Origin of the sequence: Streptomyces sp. NPDC046881 (genome assembly GCF_040645015.1) — a bacterium.
GTDB lineage: Bacteria > Actinomycetota > Actinomycetes > Streptomycetales > Streptomycetaceae > Streptomyces.
Map to the genome: position 1 here is coordinate 29,290 of NZ_JBEYXJ010000037.1, position 17,383 is coordinate 46,672.

A 17,383-nucleotide genomic window follows, 5' to 3' on the forward strand; every position below is an offset into this window, starting at 1 on the left:
GCCTCCCCGTCGCCGGAACCGCCTTCCGCGGACGGCCGTACGGCTCCGCCCGCCCCGGGCGGGCGTCACACCACCGCCCGTCCCGGGCGAGCGTAAGGGACGCGCGGGCCCGGCGCAGCGCTTCCGTGCGCCCTTGCCGGCGCTAGCAATCCGGCGCTAGCGTCGAGGCATGGCGAAGACCCAGCTGAACGTGCGCGTGGACGAGGACACCGCCCGCGCGGCGCGCGAGCGCGCCCAGGCCCGCGGGATGAGCGTCAACCGCTACATCGAAGAGCTGGTCAGACAGGACGCCGGGGAGGCGGGCCGCACCTTCGTGGAGGCCGCCGCCGACTTCATGAAGAGCTACGCGTCCGTGTTCGCCGAGGAGTTCGCCGAGACCCGCGGCGCCGATGCCGGCGAAGGCGGCCGCTGATCCGTTGAACGAGCTCCGTATCGACCTGGCCTGGCTCCTCATGCTCGCCGAACAGCGGACCCCGGGGGACCCCCAGGTCACCGACTGGGGCGCCCTGGTCGCCGCCGTGGCCCGGCACCGGGCCGAGATATTCGGCGTGCCCGTCTACGACACCCCGCAGGCCCGCGCCGCCTCCCTGCTCCAGCTGCTGATCCACGTCCCCGCGCTGGAGCGCTCCAACGCGCTGTTCGCCTCGGCGGTCGCCTACGCCTACCTGGTCGCCAGCGGCGAGAAGGTCGCCACCACCCCCGAACAGGTCCGGGACCTCGCCCGGCTGGTCAAGGACGGCGGGGCGAGCGTCGACGACATCGCGCGGGAACTGCGCGGCTGGAGCATCTGATCAGCGGGCGGCCGGTTCGTCCGGCCGCCAGGCGACGCCGAGCGAGCAGTACGACGTCGGCAGCGCCGGCCCTTTCTCCGGCAGCAGCACCCGCCGGTGCGGGCCGAGGCGGAAACCGGCGGCGCGCAGCGCGGCGAGCGGATCCCGGGTCAGGTGGCAGCCGCCGTTCAGGACCGGCCACAGGGTGCGGTCCAGGGCCTGCTGGGTCAGCGTCATCACCCGGCCGCCGCCCCGCCCGTGCTCGAAGAACCGCACCTCGCCGCCGGGGCGGAGCACCCGTCGTACCTCGCCGAGCGCCCGCTCGACGTCCCGCACGCTGCACAGCACCAGCGACAGCACGGCCGCGTCGAACGCCTCGCTCTTCACCGGCAGGGCCTCGGCCGAGCCCGGCACCACGTCGACCGGCACCTCGGCGCGCAGGGCGGCCTCCAGCGCCAGCTGCCTGAGCAGCGGCTCCGGTTCGATCGCGACGACCTCCGCGACGGTGCCGGGGTAGTGCCGGAAGTTCAGCCCGTTGCCCGCGCCGATCTCGATCACCCGCCCGGACAGCCCGGCGAGCAGCCGCTCCCGCACCCCGGCCATCCCGAGCCGGGACTCGGCGCCCACGCTGATCCGGGCGTAGTAACGGGCGAACACCGGATGGTGGACGGGACTGCGCGCAACCCGGCCGGAACGGGTGGACAGCAGCCGCATGGCAACCTCCCTGGACAGCACGGTCCTGGGGAGAGTGTCCCCCGCGACACGCCCCCGCATCCCACCGAACGACTCCCACAGCCGGCCACTCACCCCGAAGTCCCGGGGCACGACCGCCTTGCCGGTGCGCGCCTACGGTCCCTGCCGGGCCCGGAACGCCCCGGCGCCCCCGTCCAGCCGGGGGCGAACCGGCCTGGTGCTGCCGGGCTTCTGGCTGTGGCTTGGGTCGTTTTTTCGGCGCGGGCGCCCGTTGCTCTCGTCGGAGTTCCGGGGGAGGTGTACGGGCGCCGTGCCGGTCGTGGGGCTACGGGGCCTGGCGGATGCGGAAGGCCTCGGCGCCCCCGTCCAGCCGGGGGCGAGCCGACCTGGTGCTGCCGTGCGTCCGGGTGTGGCTTTGTCGGTTTTTCGGGCGCGGGCGTCCGTTGCTCTCGCCGGGGTTCCGCGGGGAGGTGGCGGCCGCCGCGCCGGTGCGCGCCTACGGTCCCTGCCGGGCCCGGAACGCCCCGGCGCTCCCGTCCAGCCGGGGGCGAGCCGGCCTGGTGCTGCCGTGCGTCCGGGTGTGGCCTGTGTCGGCCTTTCCGGCGCGGGCGCCCGTTGCTCTCGTCGGAGTTCCGGGGGAGGTGTACGGGCGCCGTGCCGGTCGTGGGGCTACGGGGCCTGGCGGATGCGGAAGGCCTCGGCGTCCCAGGTGCCGTCCAGTCGGGGGGCGAGCCAGCCCGGTGCCGCCGTGCGGAACTCCGCGGGGGGCAGTGTCCCGGCGCCGGTGGGCAGTGCGCCCAGCAGCGGGGCGCCGGCGACCTCGGGCAGGTCGGCCACGTTGCAGCGGGTGGCCAGATCGGGGGCGTCGGGCCAGCTGCCGATCACCACCCCGGCGAACTCCAGCTCCTGGCGCCGCAGTTCGCGGGCCGTCAGCTCGGTGACGTTCAGCGTGCCGAGCCCGGCCTGCGCGACGACCAGCACCGGCGCGCTCAGCAGCCGGGCCACGTCGGCCAGCGTCCCGCCCGCCGCGTCGAACCGGACGAGCAGCCCGCCCGCCCCCTCGACCAGCACCAGATCGTGCTCGGTGGCCAGCTTGGCGGCCCGCTCGGCCACCTCGTGCGGGTGCACCGGCGCCATCCCGGCCCGCCGGGCCGCCGTACCCGGCGCCAACGGCTCGGGGAACCGGGCGAGTTCCGTGGCCGTGACCGGACCGGCGAGCCGCGCGACCTCGTCGGCGTCCCCGCGCTCGTCCGGCCGTACACCCGTCTGGGCGGCCTTCACCACGGCCACCGAGCGTCCGGCCGCGAGCGCCGCGGCGGCGACGGCGGCCGTGGTGACGGTCTTGCCGACCTCCGTGCCCGTCCCCGTGATCACCAGTACCGGCATGTCATCCCTCCCGCGCCGCGGCGCACACCGCGCGCGCGATCCGTGCCACGTCCTCGTCCGAGGTGACGTACGGCGGCATCGTGTAGATCAGGTCGCGGAACGGGCGCAGCCACACGCCCTCCCGCACGGCGGCGTCGGTCGCGGCCCGCATGTCCACCGCATGGTCGAGCTGGACCACCCCGATGGCCCCGAGGACGCGGACGTCGCGCACCCCGGGCAGCTCGCGCGCCGGCGCCAGCCCCTCGCGCAGGCCCGTCTCGATCCGCTTGACCTCGCCGAGCCAGTCCTGCCCGAGGAGCAGCTCGATGGAGGCACAGGCCACGGCCGCCGCCAGCGGATTGCCCATGAACGTGGGGCCGTGCGCGAGCACCGGCACCTCGCCCCGCGAGATGCCGTCGGCGACCCGCGCGGTGCACAAGGTGGCCGCCATCGTCAGATAGCCGCCGGTCAGCGCCTTGCCCACGCACATCACGTCCGGGCTGACGCCCGCGTGCTCCGCCGCGAACAGCGCGCCGGTACGGCCGAAACCGGTGGCGATCTCGTCGAACACCAGCAGCACGTCGTGCGCGTCGCACGCCTCGCGCAGCACCCGCAGATACGCGGGGGAGTGGAAGCGCATGCCGCCGGCACCCTGCACCACCGGCTCCACGATCACCGCGGCCAGCTCGTCCGCGTGCCGCCCGATCAGCTCGCGCAGATGCTCCGCGTACGACTCCTCGTACCCGGCGGGCGGCGCGTCCGCGAACACCTGGCGCGGCAGCACACCGGTCCACAGCTCGTGCATCCCGCCCTGCGGGTCGCACACCGACATCGGCTGCCAGGTGTCACCGTGGTAGCCGCCCCGCCAGGTCAGCATCCGCTGCTTCTCCGGCCGGCCGAGCGAACGCCAGTACTGCAGGCACATCTTCACGGCGACCTCGACCGACACCGACCCCGAGTCGGCCAGGAACACATGCTCCAGGCCGTCGGGCGACAAGTCGACAAGGTGCTTCGCGAGCCGGACGGCGGGCTCGTGCGTGAGCCCGCCGAACATGACATGGCTCATCCGGCCCAGCTGCTCGCGCGCGGCCTCGTTCAGCACCGGGTGGTTGTAGCCGTGGATGGCCGACCACCACGACGACATGCCGTCGACCAGCTCGCCGGAGCCGTCGGCCAGCCGCAGCCGGACCCCGCTCGCCGCCTCCACGACGAGCGGTTCCACGCGCCCGGGCATCGGACCGTACGGATGCCACACATGCCGCCGGTCCAGCTCCAGCAGCTCCGGCACGCCGGGGTCAGGCATTGGGCGCGAGGTCCGTTCCGGCACCCCGGCGGCGGACCGCGACCAGATCGGTGCGCGGCTCGGCGGCCGTGGCGACAGCCGCCGTACCGCAGACACCGCCACCCTCGTGCGACCCACAGCCCGCGCTCTCGTGCGACCCGCAGCCCGCCTCGGCGTGCGACCCGCAGCCGCCCCCGGCGGCCGCCGCCCGGTGCTCCGGCAGCGTCACCTCGCCGGCGCCCTCCACCTCGAAGCCGGCGTCCGCGATCATCTCCAGGTCGGCCTTGCCGGCCTGGCCCTCGCTGGTCAGGTAGTCGCCGAGGAAGATGGAGTTGGCCAGGTGCAGCGCCAGCGGCTGCACCGAGCGCAGGTGCACCTCGCGGCCGCCCGCGATGCGGACCTCCACGTCCGGGCAGACGAACCGGACCATCGCCAGGATCCGCAGGCAGCGCTGCGGGGTGAGGTTCCACTCCTTGGCCAGCGGGGTGCCCTCGAACGGGATCAGGAAGTTCACCGGCACCGAGTCCGGGTCCAGCTCCCGCAGCGAGAACACCACGTCGACCAGGTCCTCGTCGGTCTCGCCCATGCCCGCGATCAGACCCGAACAGGCGGACAGACCGGCCGCGTGCGCCTTCTGCACCGTGTCCACCCGGTCGGCGTACGTGTGGGTGGTCGTGATGTCCCCGTACGTCCCCTCGGACGTGTTGAGGTTGTGGTTGTAGGCGTCCGCGCCGGCCTCGCGCAGCCGTTCGGCCTGGCCGTCGGAGAGCAGGCCGAGGCAGGCGCACACCTCGACGTCCTCGTTCTGCTCCTTGATGGCCTTGATGGTCTGCGAGACCCGGTCCACGTCCCGGTCCGTCGGACCCCGCCCGCTGGCCACCAGACAGACCCGCTTGGCGCCGCCCGCGAGACCCGCGGCGGCGGCCTGGGAGGCCTCGTCCGGCTTGAGCCAGGTGTACTTCAGGATGTCGGCCTTGGAGCCCAGCCGCTGGGAGCAGTACGAGCAGTCCTCGGGGCACAGGCCCGACTTGAGGTTGACCAGATAGTTGAGTTTCACCCGGCGCCCGAACCAGTGCCGGCGCACCTTGCCGGCCGCGGCCACCACGTCGAGCAGGTCGTCATCGGAGGTGGCCAGCACGGCGAGCGCTTCCTCGCGGGTCGGCAGCTCGCGCCGAAGCCCCTTGTCCACCAGCGTGTTCAGCAGGTCCATGAGGCCTGATCCTGTCCTACGGGACCGCCCCGGGCCAAGGAGACTTCGCACAACAGAGCCGGTTCACCGTGTGGGTATTGCCACACCGTGGGCGGCTGGTCGTACCGCTAGGGTCTGTCCGCTACCTACAAAAGCACCGGAGGACCCATGGCGTTCGGCTGGATCGACGAGCAGGCCGAGGCGCGCCGCCGCGCCGGACTCGTACGGACCCTGCGCCCGCGCCCCGCCGACTCGCCGCTGCTGGACCTGGCGAGCAACGACTACCTGGGCCTGGCCCGCCATCCGGAGGTCACCGAGGGCGCGGCCGCGGCCGCCCGGACCTGGGGCGGCGGCTCCACCGGCTCCCGGCTGGTCACCGGCACCACCGGGCTGCACACGGAGCTGGAGCGCGCGCTCGCGGACTTCTGCGGCTTCGAGGCGGCCCTGGTGTTCTCCTCCGGGTACGCCGCCAACCTGGCCGCGGTCACAGCGCTCGGCCCGCACGGCTCGCTGATCGTGTCGGACGCGGGCAACCACGCCTCCCTCATCGACGGCTGTCGGCTCGCCCGGGGCGAGCGGCAGGTCGTCGGCCACGCCGATCCCGAGGCCGTGCGCAAGGCCCTGGCCGGGCACGAGGGACCGGCGATCGTCGTGTCCGACACGGTGTTCTCCGTCGACGGTGACCAGGCCCCGCTGGCCGGGCTGGCCGCGGCCGGCCGCGAGCACGGCGCGGGACTGGTCGTGGACGACGCGCACGGACTGGGCGTCCTGGGCGACGGCGGCCGGGGCGCGGCGTACGCGGCCGGGCTGGCGGGCGCCGGGGACGTGGTGGTCACGGCCACCCTGTCCAAGTCGCTGGGCAGTCAGGGCGGTGTGGTGCTGGGCCCGGCCCGGGTGATCGACCACCTGGTCAACGCGGCCCGGACGTTCATCTTCGACACCGGTCTGGCGCCGGCGGCGGCCGGTGCCGCGCTGGCGGCGCTGCGGCTGCTGGAGCGCGAGCCCGGTCGGGCGGCGCGGGCCCGCGAGGTGGCCGCGGAGCTGCACGCACGGCTGACCGCCGCGGGTCTGGAGGCGGTGCGTCCGGACGCCGCGGTGGTCTCCGTGCGGGCTCCGTCCCCGGAACAGGCGGTGCGCTGGGCGGCCGACTGCCGTACGGCAGGCCTGGCCGTGGGCTGTTTCCGCCCTCCCTCCGTGCCCGACGGCATCTCCCGGCTGAGGCTGACCGCCCGCGCGGACCTCTCCGGGGCGGAGATCGAACGCGCTGTACGAGTCATCGGCGAAACGCGACCATGAGTCGGCGTTACATGGCCGTGTGCCGCCCGAAAGTGGTCAGATACTGATCGATTTTGATCAGAGTGCGGTCAGGAAGCCCGTCCAGCTCGCGGGGGAGAAGAGCAGGGCGGGTCCGGCCGGCTGCTTCGAGTCGCGCACGGCGAGCAGTCCGGCCGCGGGGCCGGAGCGCGGCCGTGCCGTCTCCACGCAGTTGTTGGCTCCCGTGCTGTAGCTGCTGCGCAGCCAGCGCACCTCGTGCAAGTCGGTACTGGCAGGGACGTTCCGAGGCAGTGCTGACATGGTGCCTCCTTACGCGCCGTCACCTATCCCGGCGATGTAGTCCAACGATTCCTCGGGGGAAAGGGCGTGGAACTGAAGGGTCTTGAAGGCCTCGGAGTAGGCCATGAGGTCTTCTTTCCGTTCCAGGTAGAGGCTACTCGTCAGCTGGTCGAGAACAACCACATCCAGATCAGAAGTGCTCGGAAATGAGAAGATAACGAAAGGCCCGGTGAGGCCGACATGTGCTCCCGCGGCGAACGGCAGAACCTGCAGCCGTACCTGGGGCAGGCGTGCCGCCTCCATCAGCCGCTCCAGCTGCCGGGCCATCACCTCCGGACCGCCCACCTCGCGGCGCAGCACCGCCTCGTCCAGTACGGCGCTCAACACCAGCGGCGGGTCCGAACGCAGCACGTCCTGCCTGGCCAGACGCACCTCCACCAGCGTGTCCAGGCGCTCCTCGTCCAGGTCCTTCACCGCCCCCCGGGTCACCGCGCGGGCGTACTCGGCGGTCTGCAGCAGCCCGGGCACGACCGTGGTCTCCAGGGTGCGCATGGCGCTGGCCTGCGACTCCAGGCTGATGAAGTCCCGGTACGTGGGCGGCAGCACCCCGCGGTAGGCGTGCCACCAGCGGTGCCGGCCGCCCGCGTCCTCCGACCCCGCCAGCATCAGCAGCAGCTCGCGCAGATGTCTGTCCCGCACCCCGTAGGCGTCCAGCAGTAACCGCAGATCGGCCGGTTTCACTCCGCTGGCACCGGTCTCGATGCGGCTCACCTTCGACTGGTGCCAGCCGACCAGCCTTGCCGCGTCACCGCTCGTGAGCCCGGCACCGGTACGCAGCATGCGCAGTTCGGCGCCCAATTTGCGGCGCCGTACCGCCGGACCGTTCTGCATGGGCTTCTCCTTACTCCTTCCGGGCCGCCCACATACGGTCTCGCGTCGCAGAGTTCACCGCTTCGGGCGACAGATATATGCATATCTTGGTGGATGGCCCCCCGTGACCGGCCCGGTGATGGCAGTCTGGCGAACAAGCACCAGTCCGGGACCGTACTCGAACCCCCCGCCGTCTGTCGGACCGCGGTCCCGTGGGAAAGGGACGACGTCGCCATGGCAGACCACCTGGAAGCATCCGTCACTCTGCCGAGCGATCCCGCCTCGGTCTCCGCCGCCCGCTCCTACGTCGTGGGCACCCTGGCGGAGTGGGGCCTGCCGTCGGACACCGAGACGGCCGACACCGTCCGGCTCATCGTCTCCGAACTCGCCACGAACGCCGTACAGCACACCTTCGGACAGTCACCCACCTTCACGGTCGACATCGCGCTGCACCATGACGAACACCTGCGCATCGGCGTCACGGACAGCCATCCCCGCTTCCCGAAGAGACTGCCCGCCGCCGTCCAGCAGGACAACGGGCGCGGCATGGTCATCATCCGCTGGCTCACCGCCGAGTGCGGCGGCAGACTCCGCGTCCGCCCCACCCGCGAGGGCGGCAAGACGGTCTCCATCGAACTCCCCTGGACCATCCCGGCCGCCCCGGTCCCGGCGGGCCAGCCGGAGCCGTAGCCGTCCGGACGGGCCACGGCGGTGCTGCGCGGCCCCACGGGACAGGTGGCGCACGGCAGGTTCCCCGAGGCGTCGGCCCACGTCGGGAACCGGTGGCCTGCGGACCGGCGCGCTCAGCCGCCCGTGCTTCTCCCCGCCCGCCCGAACGCCCCCCGCAGCAGCGCGCGAAAGGCGTCCGCGGCCGGGTTCGTCTCCTCCGCGCGGTACGCCACCGAGATCGTCCGCCGCAGCCGGCCGCCCTCCAGGGGCCGCACCCCCACCGGCGTGGTCGCGGTCCGCGCCACCATCTCCGGTACCACCGCCACCCCCAGCCCGGCACTGACCAGCGCGCACACCACGGCATACCCGGGGGTCGGCACCAGCAGCGCCGGCGTGGCACCCGCCTCGGCGAGCAGGGCCTCGATCTCCCGCCGGGCCTGATGGTGCGGCGCCATGCTGATCAGCGGCTGCCCGGCCAGCTCCGCCAGCGGCAGCCGGGACGAGGCACTGCCGAGCGCGTGCCCCGGCGAGGTCACCAGCACCAGCTCCTCCACCAGCACCGGCTCCAGCCGGACCGCCGTCGGCACCGGGACGGGCTCGGCCGGGTGGTAGGTGTGGGTGAGCGCCAGGTCCACCTCGCCGGCCGCCACCGCGGTGACCCCGGCCGGCGGGTCGTAGTCCGCGACGGACAGGCGTACGTCGGGATGCGCCCGGCGGAACGCGCTCAGCGCCGGCGGCAGCAGGTGCACCCCGGCGGTCGGAAAGGTGCCGAGCCGCAGCGCGCCGCCGGTGAGCCCGGTCAGCCGCGCCAGTTCGTGCCGGGCCCGCTCCAGTTCGTCGAGCACCCGTCGGGCGTGCACCACCAGCACCTCGCCCGCCTCGGTCAGCCGGGCCCCGCGGTGGTGGCGCACCAGCAGCGCCGCGCCCGCCTCCCGCTCCAGCTTGGCCAACTGCTGGGAGAGGGCGGGCGGCGTGTAGCCGAGCCGGTCGGCGGCCCGGGTGATCGAGCCGGCCTCCGCGACCGCCACGAGCGCGGCGAGCCGGGTCGGGTCGTACATGCCGTCAGCCTAAAGCAGTGCTTAAGGCAGGCCCAGTCGATTCGAAATACCTACTGAAGGCCGCGGCCGGGCAGGCTGGGCGGCATGGACGGACAGCTCATCGCCTTCACCGGGATCGCCGCCGGTCTGGTCGCCATGCCGGGCGCGGACTTCGCCGTGGTCGTACGCAACGCGCTCGTCTCGCGCCGGGACGGCGCGGTCTGCGGGCTCGGCATCGCCGGCGGGCTCCTGGTGCACACCACGCTGGCGGTGGCCGGCGTCGCCGCCGTCCTGGTCGCCGTACCCGCGCTGTTCCGGGCGCTGCAGCTGCTCGGCGGCGCCTATGTGCTGCACCTCGGGGTGCGCGCCCTGTGGGCCCTGCGGCGGTCCGCCCGGGCCCCCGAGGAGACCGCGGCCGGAGCCGCCCACCCGCTCCGGCAGGGGTTCGTCACCAACGTGCTCAATCCGAAGGCCTCGCTGACCTTCCTGAGCCTGCTGCCGCAGTTCGTGCCCGCGTCCAGCCCCGCCCTGCCCCGGACCCTGCTGCTCGCGCTGATCGTCTGCGCGCTGGCGCTGGCCTGGTTCCAGCTGGTCGCCCTGCTGGTGGAGCGGCTCGGCGGGTGGCTGCGCCGGCCCCGGGCCGCCCGTGGGCTTCAGGCGGGCACCGGGGTGGCGCTGACGGCGCTGGGAGCGGCCCTGCTGCTGGAGCCGCTCCTGGCCTGACGGCCGGTCAGCTGACCCGGCCGTACCAGACGCTCTTCGTCCAGATCTTCTGGAGCTTCACCACGTCCCCGGTCCTCGGCGCGTGCCATATCTTGTTGTGACCGGCGTAGATGCCGACGTGGTAGACGTACGACCCCGAGTGGAAGAAGACCAGGTCGCCCGCCTTACGGCTTCTGGCGGAGATGTGGTGCGTCTTGTTGTACTGCTGGGCGGCGGTGCGCGGCAGCTTCTTGCCGGCCTTCTTGTACGAGTAGAGCGTCAGCCCCGAGCAGTCGAACCGGCGCGGCCCGGTGGCCCCCCACGAGTACGGGGCTCCCTTCTTGGAGGCCGCGACCTTGAGTGCTTTCGTCGCCATGGTCGCGGCGGAGGCGTCGGTGGCGAGGCCGGGCACCGCGATCGAGCCGCCCACGGCGGCGAGGGTGAGGGCCGAGGCCGTGCCGGCCCGGGCCATCAGCGACGGGACACGATTGAGCGCAGTCATGCGCAACCCTTCGTCAGCCGCCTGTGAAGGATGACCTGTCGGATTCGGGCTGGCGAAGTTGCCCGGCCGCGTTGCCGCGGCTTCACCCCAAGGGTTGCTCGGTGCCTGACGCCCGTCCGTGTCGAACAGACGTACATCCGGTCCGGCGACCCGTCTTGCTTGGGTCCTCCACTCCTGCCGATCCACTTCCGTCGACCGGTCATCCGGGCGGCGGCAGGACTCGGCGTCCGCCCGGACCGCCCCGCCGCGGTGGCGGGGGCTTGTCGTCAGACAGGGATCTTGACTCACGACTGTCTGAAAATCCCAACGGAATCGGGAGTTTGTGGCGTTACTCACCACTCGCCCGTTCGGGTGGACGCTGCTGTGTCCGAGCCCCCGTCAACTTCCCTGCGTAGCCTCCGACCTGGGGCGACGCGCCTTTCCGGCGGCCCATGGATCTGCGCGCCGCGCAACTCGGGAGGCCCGGAGAACGATCGGGAAGTCCACCGGTCGGCGGTACGTCGTTCGGGGCGTTTCATGCTCCGTTCGCACGGCACGCGTCGACGTCCGGGGCCACCGGGCCGGACAGGCGTCCGCCTCAGCCGACGCCGTCCGGCGGGAGCGCGACGCGAGCGGCCCGGCGCTCACCGTCCAGCACCCGCAACGCCCGTGCCAGCGTGTCCCCGTGCAGCTCCGTCTCGCCCCGCTGGTGCATCAGCGCGAGCGCGTCCCGCAGCTCTGCCGCCTTGCGCACCAGGGCCTGGGCCGCGCGCAGCCCGCCGTAGGTGTCCCCGGGCCGGGCCGGGTTGATACGGCCCAGCAGGTCGACGGCCTCCAGGTAACGGTCGATCAACTCGCCCTCGGCGCGGGTCAGCGCCGGCAGCGGCGGAAGGTCCGGCAGCACGGGCGGCTCACCTCGCGTCCGGTGCGCCGGGCGTGTTCCGGCGGCTGGGCACGATGCCGTCCACCAGACCGTAGGCGACGGCCCCGGCGGCGTCCAGGATCAGGTCGCGATCGAGGTCCTCGTGGACCTGCTCGGCCGTGCGCCCCGTGTGCCGGACGAGCATCCGCTCCAGCGTCGCCCGGGTCCGCACCAACTCCTCGGCCTGGATGAGCAGGTCGCTGGGCTGGCCGCGCACCGGCTCCGGCAGCCCGGGCTGCTCGATCACCATGCGGGCGCCGGGCAGCGTGAACCGTTTGCCCGGGGCGCCGGCCGCGAGCAGCACCGCGGCCGAGGCGCCGGCCTGGCCCAGGCAGTAGGTCACCACGTCACAGCTGACGTACTGCATCGTGTCGTAGATCGCCGCCATGGCGTCGAAGGAGCCGCCGGGCGAGTTCACGTACAGCGTGATGTCCCGGTCCGGTGCCGCGTGTTCCAGGTACATCAGCTGCGCGGTCACATCGCTCGCCGCCGCGTTGTCGACCGGTGTGCCGAGGAAGACGATCCGGTCCTCGAAGAGCTTCGCGTACGGGTCGAGCGTGCGGACGGCGTTCCCGGTGCGCTCGCTGAACTCGGGCAGCACGTGGCGGGCGGCCGGTCGGTGCATGGACATACCCCTCCTCATGACGAAGCCCCGAAGGGCTCGACTTCTGTAAAAAATGTACAGGACGTACGTGACGTTATGATGGGGGTATGGCCTACGAGATTCCGGTGACGCAAGCCAGGGCTGAACTCGCCGACCTGATCAACCGCGTCGTGTACGGCGGTGAGCGCGTCGTCGTGACCCGGCACGGCAAGCCGCTGGTCGCGTTGGTCTCGGCCGCCGATCTGGAACGGCTCGACGCGCTGGACGAGCCGGCCGAAGAGCAGATCATCAGCTCGGTGTCCCGCGTCCACGAGGCCGGTTCCGTACCCCACGACCGGCAGCGCTTCGGGATCGCGGCGGAGCACCGGAGGCCGGGCGCATCCTGAACCGGTCGTCTCCGGGGGAGCCCATCGGCCGGTCATGGGCCGATCAAGGTCTGGTTAACGTCGTTGAAACTCCGGCGCTCTAGCCTGCCGATCCACGCCACCAGGGGTTTTTCTGCCCGGGTTGACGACGATCCGGGGATTTGTCTGTGTGTTACACCTGTCCCCGTCGCGGTGGCTGCGGCAACCGGACCCCGCACGGTCCGGAGCAAGGACTGTGAGGTGGGACGTGCAACTGACCCCGCACGAGCAAGAGCGGCTGCTGATCCACGTGGCGGCCGACGTGGCCGAGAAGCGCAGGGCCCGCGGCCTCAGACTCAACCACCCGGAAGCGGTCGCCCTCATCACGTCGCACATCCTGGAGGGCGCGCGCGACGGCCGCACCGTCGCCGAACTGATGTCCTCCGGCCGCAAGATCCTGACCAGGGACGACGTCATGGACGGGGTCCCGGAGATGATCCACGACGTCCAGGTCGAGGCCACCTTCCCGGACGGCACCAAGCTCGTCACCGTCCACGAGCCGATCATCTGAAGGGGCCGCGATGATTCCCGGAGAGATCCTGTTCGCGGACGACCCCGTCGTCTGCAACGCGGGCCGCGAGGTCACCCGGCTGACCGTCCTCAACGCCGCCGACCGGCCGGTCCAGGTCGGCTCCCACTACCACTTCGCCGAGGCCAACCCGGGCCTGGAGTTCGACCGCGCCGCCGCCCGCGGCAAGCGGCTGAACGTCGCCGCGGGCACCGCCGTCCGCTTCGAGCCCGGCATCCCCGTGGAGGCCGAGCTCGTGCCGCTGAGCGGCGCCCGGATCGTGCCGGGGCTGCGCGGGGAGACCGGAGGTGCCCTCGATGCCTGAGGTCTCCCGCGCCGCCTACGCCGACCTGTTCGGCCCCACCACCGGCGACCGGATCCGGCTCGCCGACACCGACCTGCTGATCGAGATCGAGGAGGACCGCTCCGGCGGCCCCGGCAACTCGGGCGACGAGGCCGTCTTCGGCGGCGGCAAGGTCATCCGCGAGTCCATGGGCCAGTCCCGCGCCACCCGCGCCGAGGGCACCCCCGACACCGTCATCACCGGTGCCGTCGTCGTCGACCACTGGGGCATCGTCAAGGCCGACGTCGGCATCCGCGACGGCCGCATCACCGCGCTCGGCAAGGCCGGCAACCCCGACACCATGGACGGCGTCCACCCGGACCTCGTCATCGGCCCCGAGACCGAGATCATCGCGGGCAACGGGCGCATCCTCACCGCCGGCGCCATCGATGCGCACGTCCACTTCATCTGCCCGCAGGTCGCCGACGAGGCGCTGTCCTCCGGCATCACCACCCTGGTCGGCGGCGGCACCGGACCGGCCGAGGGCTCCAAGGCCACCACCGTCACCCCCGGCCCCTGGCACCTGGCCCGGATGCTGGAGGCGATGGAGGCCTACCCGGTCAACGTCGGCTTCCTCGGCAAGGGCAACACCGTCAGCCGCGAGGCGATGCTCTCCCAGATCCGCGGCGGCGCCGTCGGCCTGAAACTGCACGAGGACTGGGGCTCCACGCCGGCCGTCATCGACGCCGCGCTGACCGTGGCCGACCGCACCGGCATCCAGGTCGCCATCCACACCGACACCCTCAACGAGGCCGGCTTCGTCGGCGACACCCTCGCCGCGATCGCGGGCCGGGGCATCCACTCGTACCACACCGAGGGCGCCGGCGGCGGCCACGCCCCCGACATCATGACGGTCGTCTCGCGGCCGAACGTGCTGCCCAGCTCCACCAACCCGACCCGGCCCTTCACCGTCAACACGACCGAGGAACACCTCGACATGCTGATGGTGTGCCACCACCTCAACCCCGCCGTGCCCGAGGACCTCGCCTTCGCCGAGTCCCGGATCCGCCCGTCCACCATCGGCGCGGAGGACGTCCTGCACGACCTCGGCGCGATCTCGATCATCTCCTCCGACTCCCAGGCCATGGGCCGGGTCGGCGAGGTCGTCCTGCGGACCTGGCAGACCGCGCACGTCATGAAGCGCCGGCGGGGCGCGCTGCCCGGCGACGGCCGCGCCGACAACCACCGGGTACGGCGCTATGTCGCCAAGTACACGATCAACCCGGCGCTCGCCCAGGGCCTCGCCGCCGAGATCGGCTCCGTCGAGACCGGCAAACTCGCCGACCTGGTGCTGTGGGAGCCCGCGTTCTTCGGGGTCAAGCCGCTCCTCGTCATCAAGGGCGGGCAGATCGCGTACGCGCAGATGGGCGACGCCAACGCCTCCATCCCCACCCCGCAGCCGATCCTGCCCCGCCCGATGTACGGCGCGATCGGCCGGGCCCCCGCCGCCAACTCCGTCAACTTCGTGGCCGGCCTGGCGATCGAGGACGGGCTGCCGGAACGGCTGGCACTGGGCAAGCGGTTCGTGGCGATCCAGTCCACGCGCGCGGTCACCAAGGCCGACATGCGGGAGAACGACGCCCTGCCGGACGTCCGGATCGACCCCGACAGCTTCGCCGTGCACATCGACGGCGAACTGGTCGAGGCGGTACCGGCCGCCGAACTGCCCATGGCCCAGCGCTACTTCCTCTTCTGAGGGCGGCGTGATGTCACGGGCAGCACTCCTCGTCCTGGCCGACGGCCGCTTCCCCGCCGGAGGGCACGCGCACTCCGGCGGGGCGGAGGCCGCCGTCAAGGCCGGCCGCATCACCGACGCCGCGAGCCTGGAGGACTTCTGCCGGGGCCGGCTGCACACCGCCGGGCTGGTCGCGGGGGCCCTCGCGGCGGCGGCCGTGCTCGGCGCCGACCCCGCCGGGCTGGACGCGGCGGCCGACGCCCGCACCCCGTCCCCGGCCCTGCGAGGCGCCGCGCGGCGCCTCGGACGGCAACTGCTGCGGGCCGCCCGAGCGACCTGGCCGTCCGCCGAACTCGACGCCCTCGCCCGGCAGTTCCCCAAGGGCGCCCACCAGCCGGTGGTGCTCGGCCTCGCCGCCCGCGCGGCCGGACTCGGACCCGAGGACGCGGCGCACTGCGCGGCGTACGAGAGCGTCAGCGGACCGGCGACGGCCACCGTGCGGCTGCTGAGCCTCGACCCGTTCGATGCGACCGGGGTCCTCGCCCGGCTCGCCCCCGAGCTGAACCGCGTCGCGGACACCGCGGTGGAGGCGGCGCGCAGGGTGGCCGACGAGGGCGTCGACGCCCTGCCGGCGGCCTCGGCACCGCTGCTGGAGGTCATGGCCGAGGCCCACGCCGCCTGGCCCGTGCGGCTGTTCGCGTCCTGACCCCGCCCCCGCAGAACCGACCTTCCCGGAAGGACAGTGGCCCTCGCCGGCACCGGGCCACTCGTACAAGGAGCCGTACATGCACCTCGACCACACCCACTCCGGCCCCGCCGCCGTCAGCGCGGACGCCCGCCGTCCCGACGGCACCCGCCGCGCCCTGCGCATCGGGCTCGGCGGCCCCGTCGGGTCCGGCAAGACCGCCACCGTCGCCGCGCTCTGCCGGGCGCTGCGCGACGAGTTGTCCCTCGCGGTCGTCACCAACGACATCTACACCCGCGAGGACGCGGAGTTCCTGCTCCGGGAGGCCGTGCTGCCGCCCGAGCGGATCACCGCCGTCGAGACGGGCGCCTGCCCGCACACCGCGATCCGCGACGACATCTCCGCCAACCTCGAAGCCGTCGAGGACCTGGAGGACGCGGTCGGCCCGCTCGACCTGATCCTCGTGGAGTCCGGCGGTGACAACCTCACCGCCACCTTCTCCAAGGGGCTCGTGGACGCCCAGGTCTTCGTCATCGACGTGGCCGGCGGTGACGACATCCCGCGCAAGGGCGGCCCCGGCGTCACCACCGCCGACCTGCTCGTCGTCAACAAGACCGACCTCGCCCCGTACGTCGGCTCCGACCTCGCCCGGATGGCCGCCGACGCCAAGGCGCAGCGCGCCGAACTCCCCGTCGTCTTCCAGTCGTTGCGCGGCGAGACGGGGGTCGCGGACGTGGCCGCGTGGGTCCGCGGGCGGCTCGCCGCGTGGACGGCGTGACCGGCACCGGGGTCCGGGCGAGCGCCCGGATCGTCGCCCGCGCCGACGGCCGCGGCGGTACGGCCCTGCCCGTGCTGGACGGCGGGGGACCGCTGGCGCTGCGCCGTACCCGGTCCACCGGGCCCGGGACGAAGGTCATGGTCGTCGGCGCGATGAGCGGACCGCTCGGCGGCGACCGCTTCTTGCTGTCCGCCCGGGTGGAGGAGGGCGCCCGGCTGCACGTCGGATCGGCCGCCGCCACCCTCGCCCTGCCGGGCCAAGCCAAGGGCGAAGCGCGCTACGACGTCCGGCTCGACGTGGCCGACGGGGCCGAACTGCACTGGCTGCCCGAGCAGTTGATCTCCGCCTACGGCAGCGACCTGTACGTCACCACCCGGGCCGAACTGGGCGCCGGTGCCCGGCTCGTGCTGCGCGAGGAGCAGGTGCTGGGGCGGACCGGGGAGCAGCCCGGCCGGCTCACCAGCCGGCTGACCGTGCGGGTCGCGGGCCGCACCGTACTGGACCAGGAACTGTCCTGCGGCCCCGGTGCGCCGGGCGGCTGGGACGGACCGGCCGTGCTGGCGGGGTGCCGTGCGGTGGGCCAACTCGTCGTCGTGCGCCCCGAGTACGCGCAGCGCGCGGTCGAGGCGCAGGTGTTGGGGGAGTGCGCGGCCCTGATCCCGCTGGCCGGTCCGGCGGTCCTGGTCAGTGCCGTCGCCCCGGACGCCCTGCGCCTGCGGCGGGTCCTGGACGAGGTGCTGACCAGGCTCGGCTGAGCCGAATCCGGCGACCCACGGCACGAACATGATCATCCGGTTATCGGATTGGTAAAGAAGCCCGGCAAACCCTGTTCCCCGCGGCCTCACAGCCGAG

22 protein-coding genes and 1 riboswitch are annotated in these 17,383 nt (G+C 73.2%); of the genes, 12 read left to right on the plus strand and 10 right to left on the minus strand.

The features are described from left to right. Positions 1-169: 169 nt before the first annotated feature. Positions 170-412, plus strand: coding sequence for a toxin-antitoxin system HicB family antitoxin (locus ABZ923_RS19590; protein ID WP_361473099.1), 243 nt, complete (start codon positions 170-172; stop codon positions 410-412). A gap of 4 nt (positions 413-416) precedes the next feature. After that, positions 417-791, plus strand: a complete 375-nt coding sequence (locus tag ABZ923_RS19595; protein ID WP_361473102.1) for a fic family toxin-antitoxin system, toxin component — start codon at positions 417-419, stop codon at positions 789-791. Here the strand turns inward: ABZ923_RS19595 and ABZ923_RS19600 are convergent, their stop codons facing one another. The 4 genes from ABZ923_RS19600 to bioB form a co-directional block, all read right to left on the minus strand. Beyond that, the gene (locus ABZ923_RS19600; RefSeq protein WP_361473105.1) at positions 792-1,484 is read right to left on the minus strand and encodes a class I SAM-dependent methyltransferase; all 693 of its coding nucleotides are present in this window, start codon (positions 1,482-1,484) and stop codon (positions 792-794) included. A 648-nt stretch (positions 1,485-2,132) separates the two neighbouring features. Then, a complete protein-coding gene (gene bioD, locus ABZ923_RS19605) occupies positions 2,133-2,849 on the minus strand; it encodes a dethiobiotin synthase (protein WP_361473108.1) in 717 nt (238 codons plus the stop codon). A 1-nt stretch (position 2,850) separates the two neighbouring features. Further along, complete coding sequence (locus ABZ923_RS19610) at positions 2,851-4,131, minus strand: adenosylmethionine--8-amino-7-oxononanoate transaminase (RefSeq protein WP_361473111.1); 1,281 nt, start codon at positions 4,129-4,131, stop codon at positions 2,851-2,853. Then, on the minus strand, positions 4,124-5,320 hold the full coding sequence (gene bioB / locus ABZ923_RS19615) for a biotin synthase BioB (RefSeq protein WP_361473114.1): 1,197 nt from the start codon (positions 5,318-5,320) through the stop codon (positions 4,124-4,126). The genes ABZ923_RS19610 and bioB overlap by 8 nt, the downstream gene beginning before the upstream one ends. 147 nt (positions 5,321-5,467) lie before the next feature. Here bioB and ABZ923_RS19620 point away from each other — a divergent pair, with 147 nt between their 5' ends. After that, entirely contained in the window at positions 5,468-6,595 is a 1,128-nt protein-coding gene (locus ABZ923_RS19620; protein ID WP_361473117.1) for an 8-amino-7-oxononanoate synthase, read from the plus strand. Positions 6,596-6,652: 57 nt separating this feature from the next. On the opposite strand, the gene ABZ923_RS19625 is transcribed toward ABZ923_RS19620, so the two are convergent. Both ABZ923_RS19625 and ABZ923_RS19630 read right to left on the minus strand, forming a co-directional pair. Further along, positions 6,653-6,874 (minus strand): DUF397 domain-containing protein, encoded by a 222-nt coding sequence (locus ABZ923_RS19625; RefSeq protein ID WP_361473120.1) that lies wholly within the window; start codon positions 6,872-6,874, stop codon positions 6,653-6,655. Positions 6,875-6,883: 9 nt separating this feature from the next. Then, positions 6,884-7,744, minus strand: a complete 861-nt coding sequence (locus tag ABZ923_RS19630) for a helix-turn-helix transcriptional regulator (RefSeq protein WP_361473123.1) — start codon at positions 7,742-7,744, stop codon at positions 6,884-6,886. 213 nt (positions 7,745-7,957) lie between these two features. On the opposite strand from ABZ923_RS19630, the gene ABZ923_RS19635 reads away from it, so the two are divergent. Beyond that, positions 7,958-8,413 (plus strand): ATP-binding protein, encoded by a 456-nt coding sequence (locus tag ABZ923_RS19635; protein WP_361473125.1) that lies wholly within the window; start codon positions 7,958-7,960, stop codon positions 8,411-8,413. 113 nt (positions 8,414-8,526) lie between these two features. On the opposite strand, the gene ABZ923_RS19640 is transcribed toward ABZ923_RS19635, so the two are convergent. Beyond that, positions 8,527-9,450, minus strand: coding sequence for a LysR family transcriptional regulator (locus ABZ923_RS19640; RefSeq protein WP_361473127.1), 924 nt, complete (start codon positions 9,448-9,450; stop codon positions 8,527-8,529). An 84-nt stretch (positions 9,451-9,534) separates the two neighbouring features. Here ABZ923_RS19640 and ABZ923_RS19645 point away from each other — a divergent pair, with 84 nt between their 5' ends. Then, positions 9,535-10,152 carry a LysE family translocator gene (locus tag ABZ923_RS19645; RefSeq protein WP_361473129.1) on the plus strand — a complete coding sequence of 206 codons (618 nt, stop codon included), beginning with the start codon at positions 9,535-9,537 and terminating at the stop codon, positions 10,150-10,152. Positions 10,153-10,159: 7 nt separating this feature from the next. Here ABZ923_RS19645 and ABZ923_RS19650 read toward each other — a convergent pair whose 3' ends face one another. The 3 genes from ABZ923_RS19650 to ABZ923_RS19660 all read right to left on the minus strand — a co-directional run bounded on the left by ABZ923_RS19650 (position 10,160) and on the right by ABZ923_RS19660 (position 12,159). Further along, positions 10,160-10,633 (minus strand): C40 family peptidase, encoded by a 474-nt coding sequence (locus tag ABZ923_RS19650; RefSeq protein ID WP_361473132.1) that lies wholly within the window; start codon positions 10,631-10,633, stop codon positions 10,160-10,162. A gap of 3 nt (positions 10,634-10,636) precedes the next feature. After that, positions 10,637-10,837, minus strand: a riboswitch (cyclic di-AMP (ydaO/yuaA leader). 373 nt (positions 10,838-11,210) lie between these two features. Further along, entirely contained in the window at positions 11,211-11,516 is a 306-nt protein-coding gene (locus ABZ923_RS19655) for a hypothetical protein (RefSeq protein WP_361473135.1), read from the minus strand. A gap of 7 nt (positions 11,517-11,523) precedes the next feature. Next, positions 11,524-12,159 carry an ATP-dependent Clp protease proteolytic subunit gene (locus tag ABZ923_RS19660; protein WP_361473219.1) on the minus strand — a complete coding sequence of 212 codons (636 nt, stop codon included), beginning with the start codon at positions 12,157-12,159 and terminating at the stop codon, positions 11,524-11,526. An 86-nt stretch (positions 12,160-12,245) separates the two neighbouring features. Here ABZ923_RS19660 and ABZ923_RS19665 point away from each other — a divergent pair, with 86 nt between their 5' ends. The 7 genes from ABZ923_RS19665 to ABZ923_RS19695 all read left to right on the plus strand — a co-directional run bounded on the left by ABZ923_RS19665 (position 12,246) and on the right by ABZ923_RS19695 (position 17,286). Beyond that, positions 12,246-12,524, plus strand: coding sequence for a type II toxin-antitoxin system Phd/YefM family antitoxin (locus ABZ923_RS19665; protein WP_361473138.1), 279 nt, complete (start codon positions 12,246-12,248; stop codon positions 12,522-12,524). A gap of 226 nt (positions 12,525-12,750) precedes the next feature. Further along, complete coding sequence (locus ABZ923_RS19670; protein ID WP_030339960.1) at positions 12,751-13,053, plus strand: urease subunit gamma; 303 nt, start codon at positions 12,751-12,753, stop codon at positions 13,051-13,053. Between the two features lie 10 nt (positions 13,054-13,063). Beyond that, positions 13,064-13,375 (plus strand): urease subunit beta, encoded by a 312-nt coding sequence (locus tag ABZ923_RS19675; protein WP_361473142.1) that lies wholly within the window; start codon positions 13,064-13,066, stop codon positions 13,373-13,375. Further along, positions 13,368-15,089 (plus strand): urease subunit alpha, encoded by a 1,722-nt coding sequence (locus ABZ923_RS19680; RefSeq protein ID WP_361473145.1) that lies wholly within the window; start codon positions 13,368-13,370, stop codon positions 15,087-15,089. Before ABZ923_RS19675 ends, ABZ923_RS19680 begins: the two co-directional genes overlap by 8 nt. A 10-nt stretch (positions 15,090-15,099) precedes the next feature. Further along, positions 15,100-15,774, plus strand: a complete 675-nt coding sequence (locus tag ABZ923_RS19685) for an urease accessory UreF family protein (protein ID WP_361473148.1) — start codon at positions 15,100-15,102, stop codon at positions 15,772-15,774. Positions 15,775-15,853: 79 nt separating this feature from the next. Then, a complete protein-coding gene (ureG, locus tag ABZ923_RS19690) occupies positions 15,854-16,531 on the plus strand; it encodes an urease accessory protein UreG (protein WP_361473150.1) in 678 nt (225 codons plus the stop codon). Beyond that, a complete protein-coding gene (locus tag ABZ923_RS19695) occupies positions 16,528-17,286 on the plus strand; it encodes an urease accessory protein UreD (RefSeq protein WP_361473222.1) in 759 nt (252 codons plus the stop codon). Before ureG ends, ABZ923_RS19695 begins: the two co-directional genes overlap by 4 nt. Positions 17,287-17,383 lie beyond the last annotated feature (97 nt).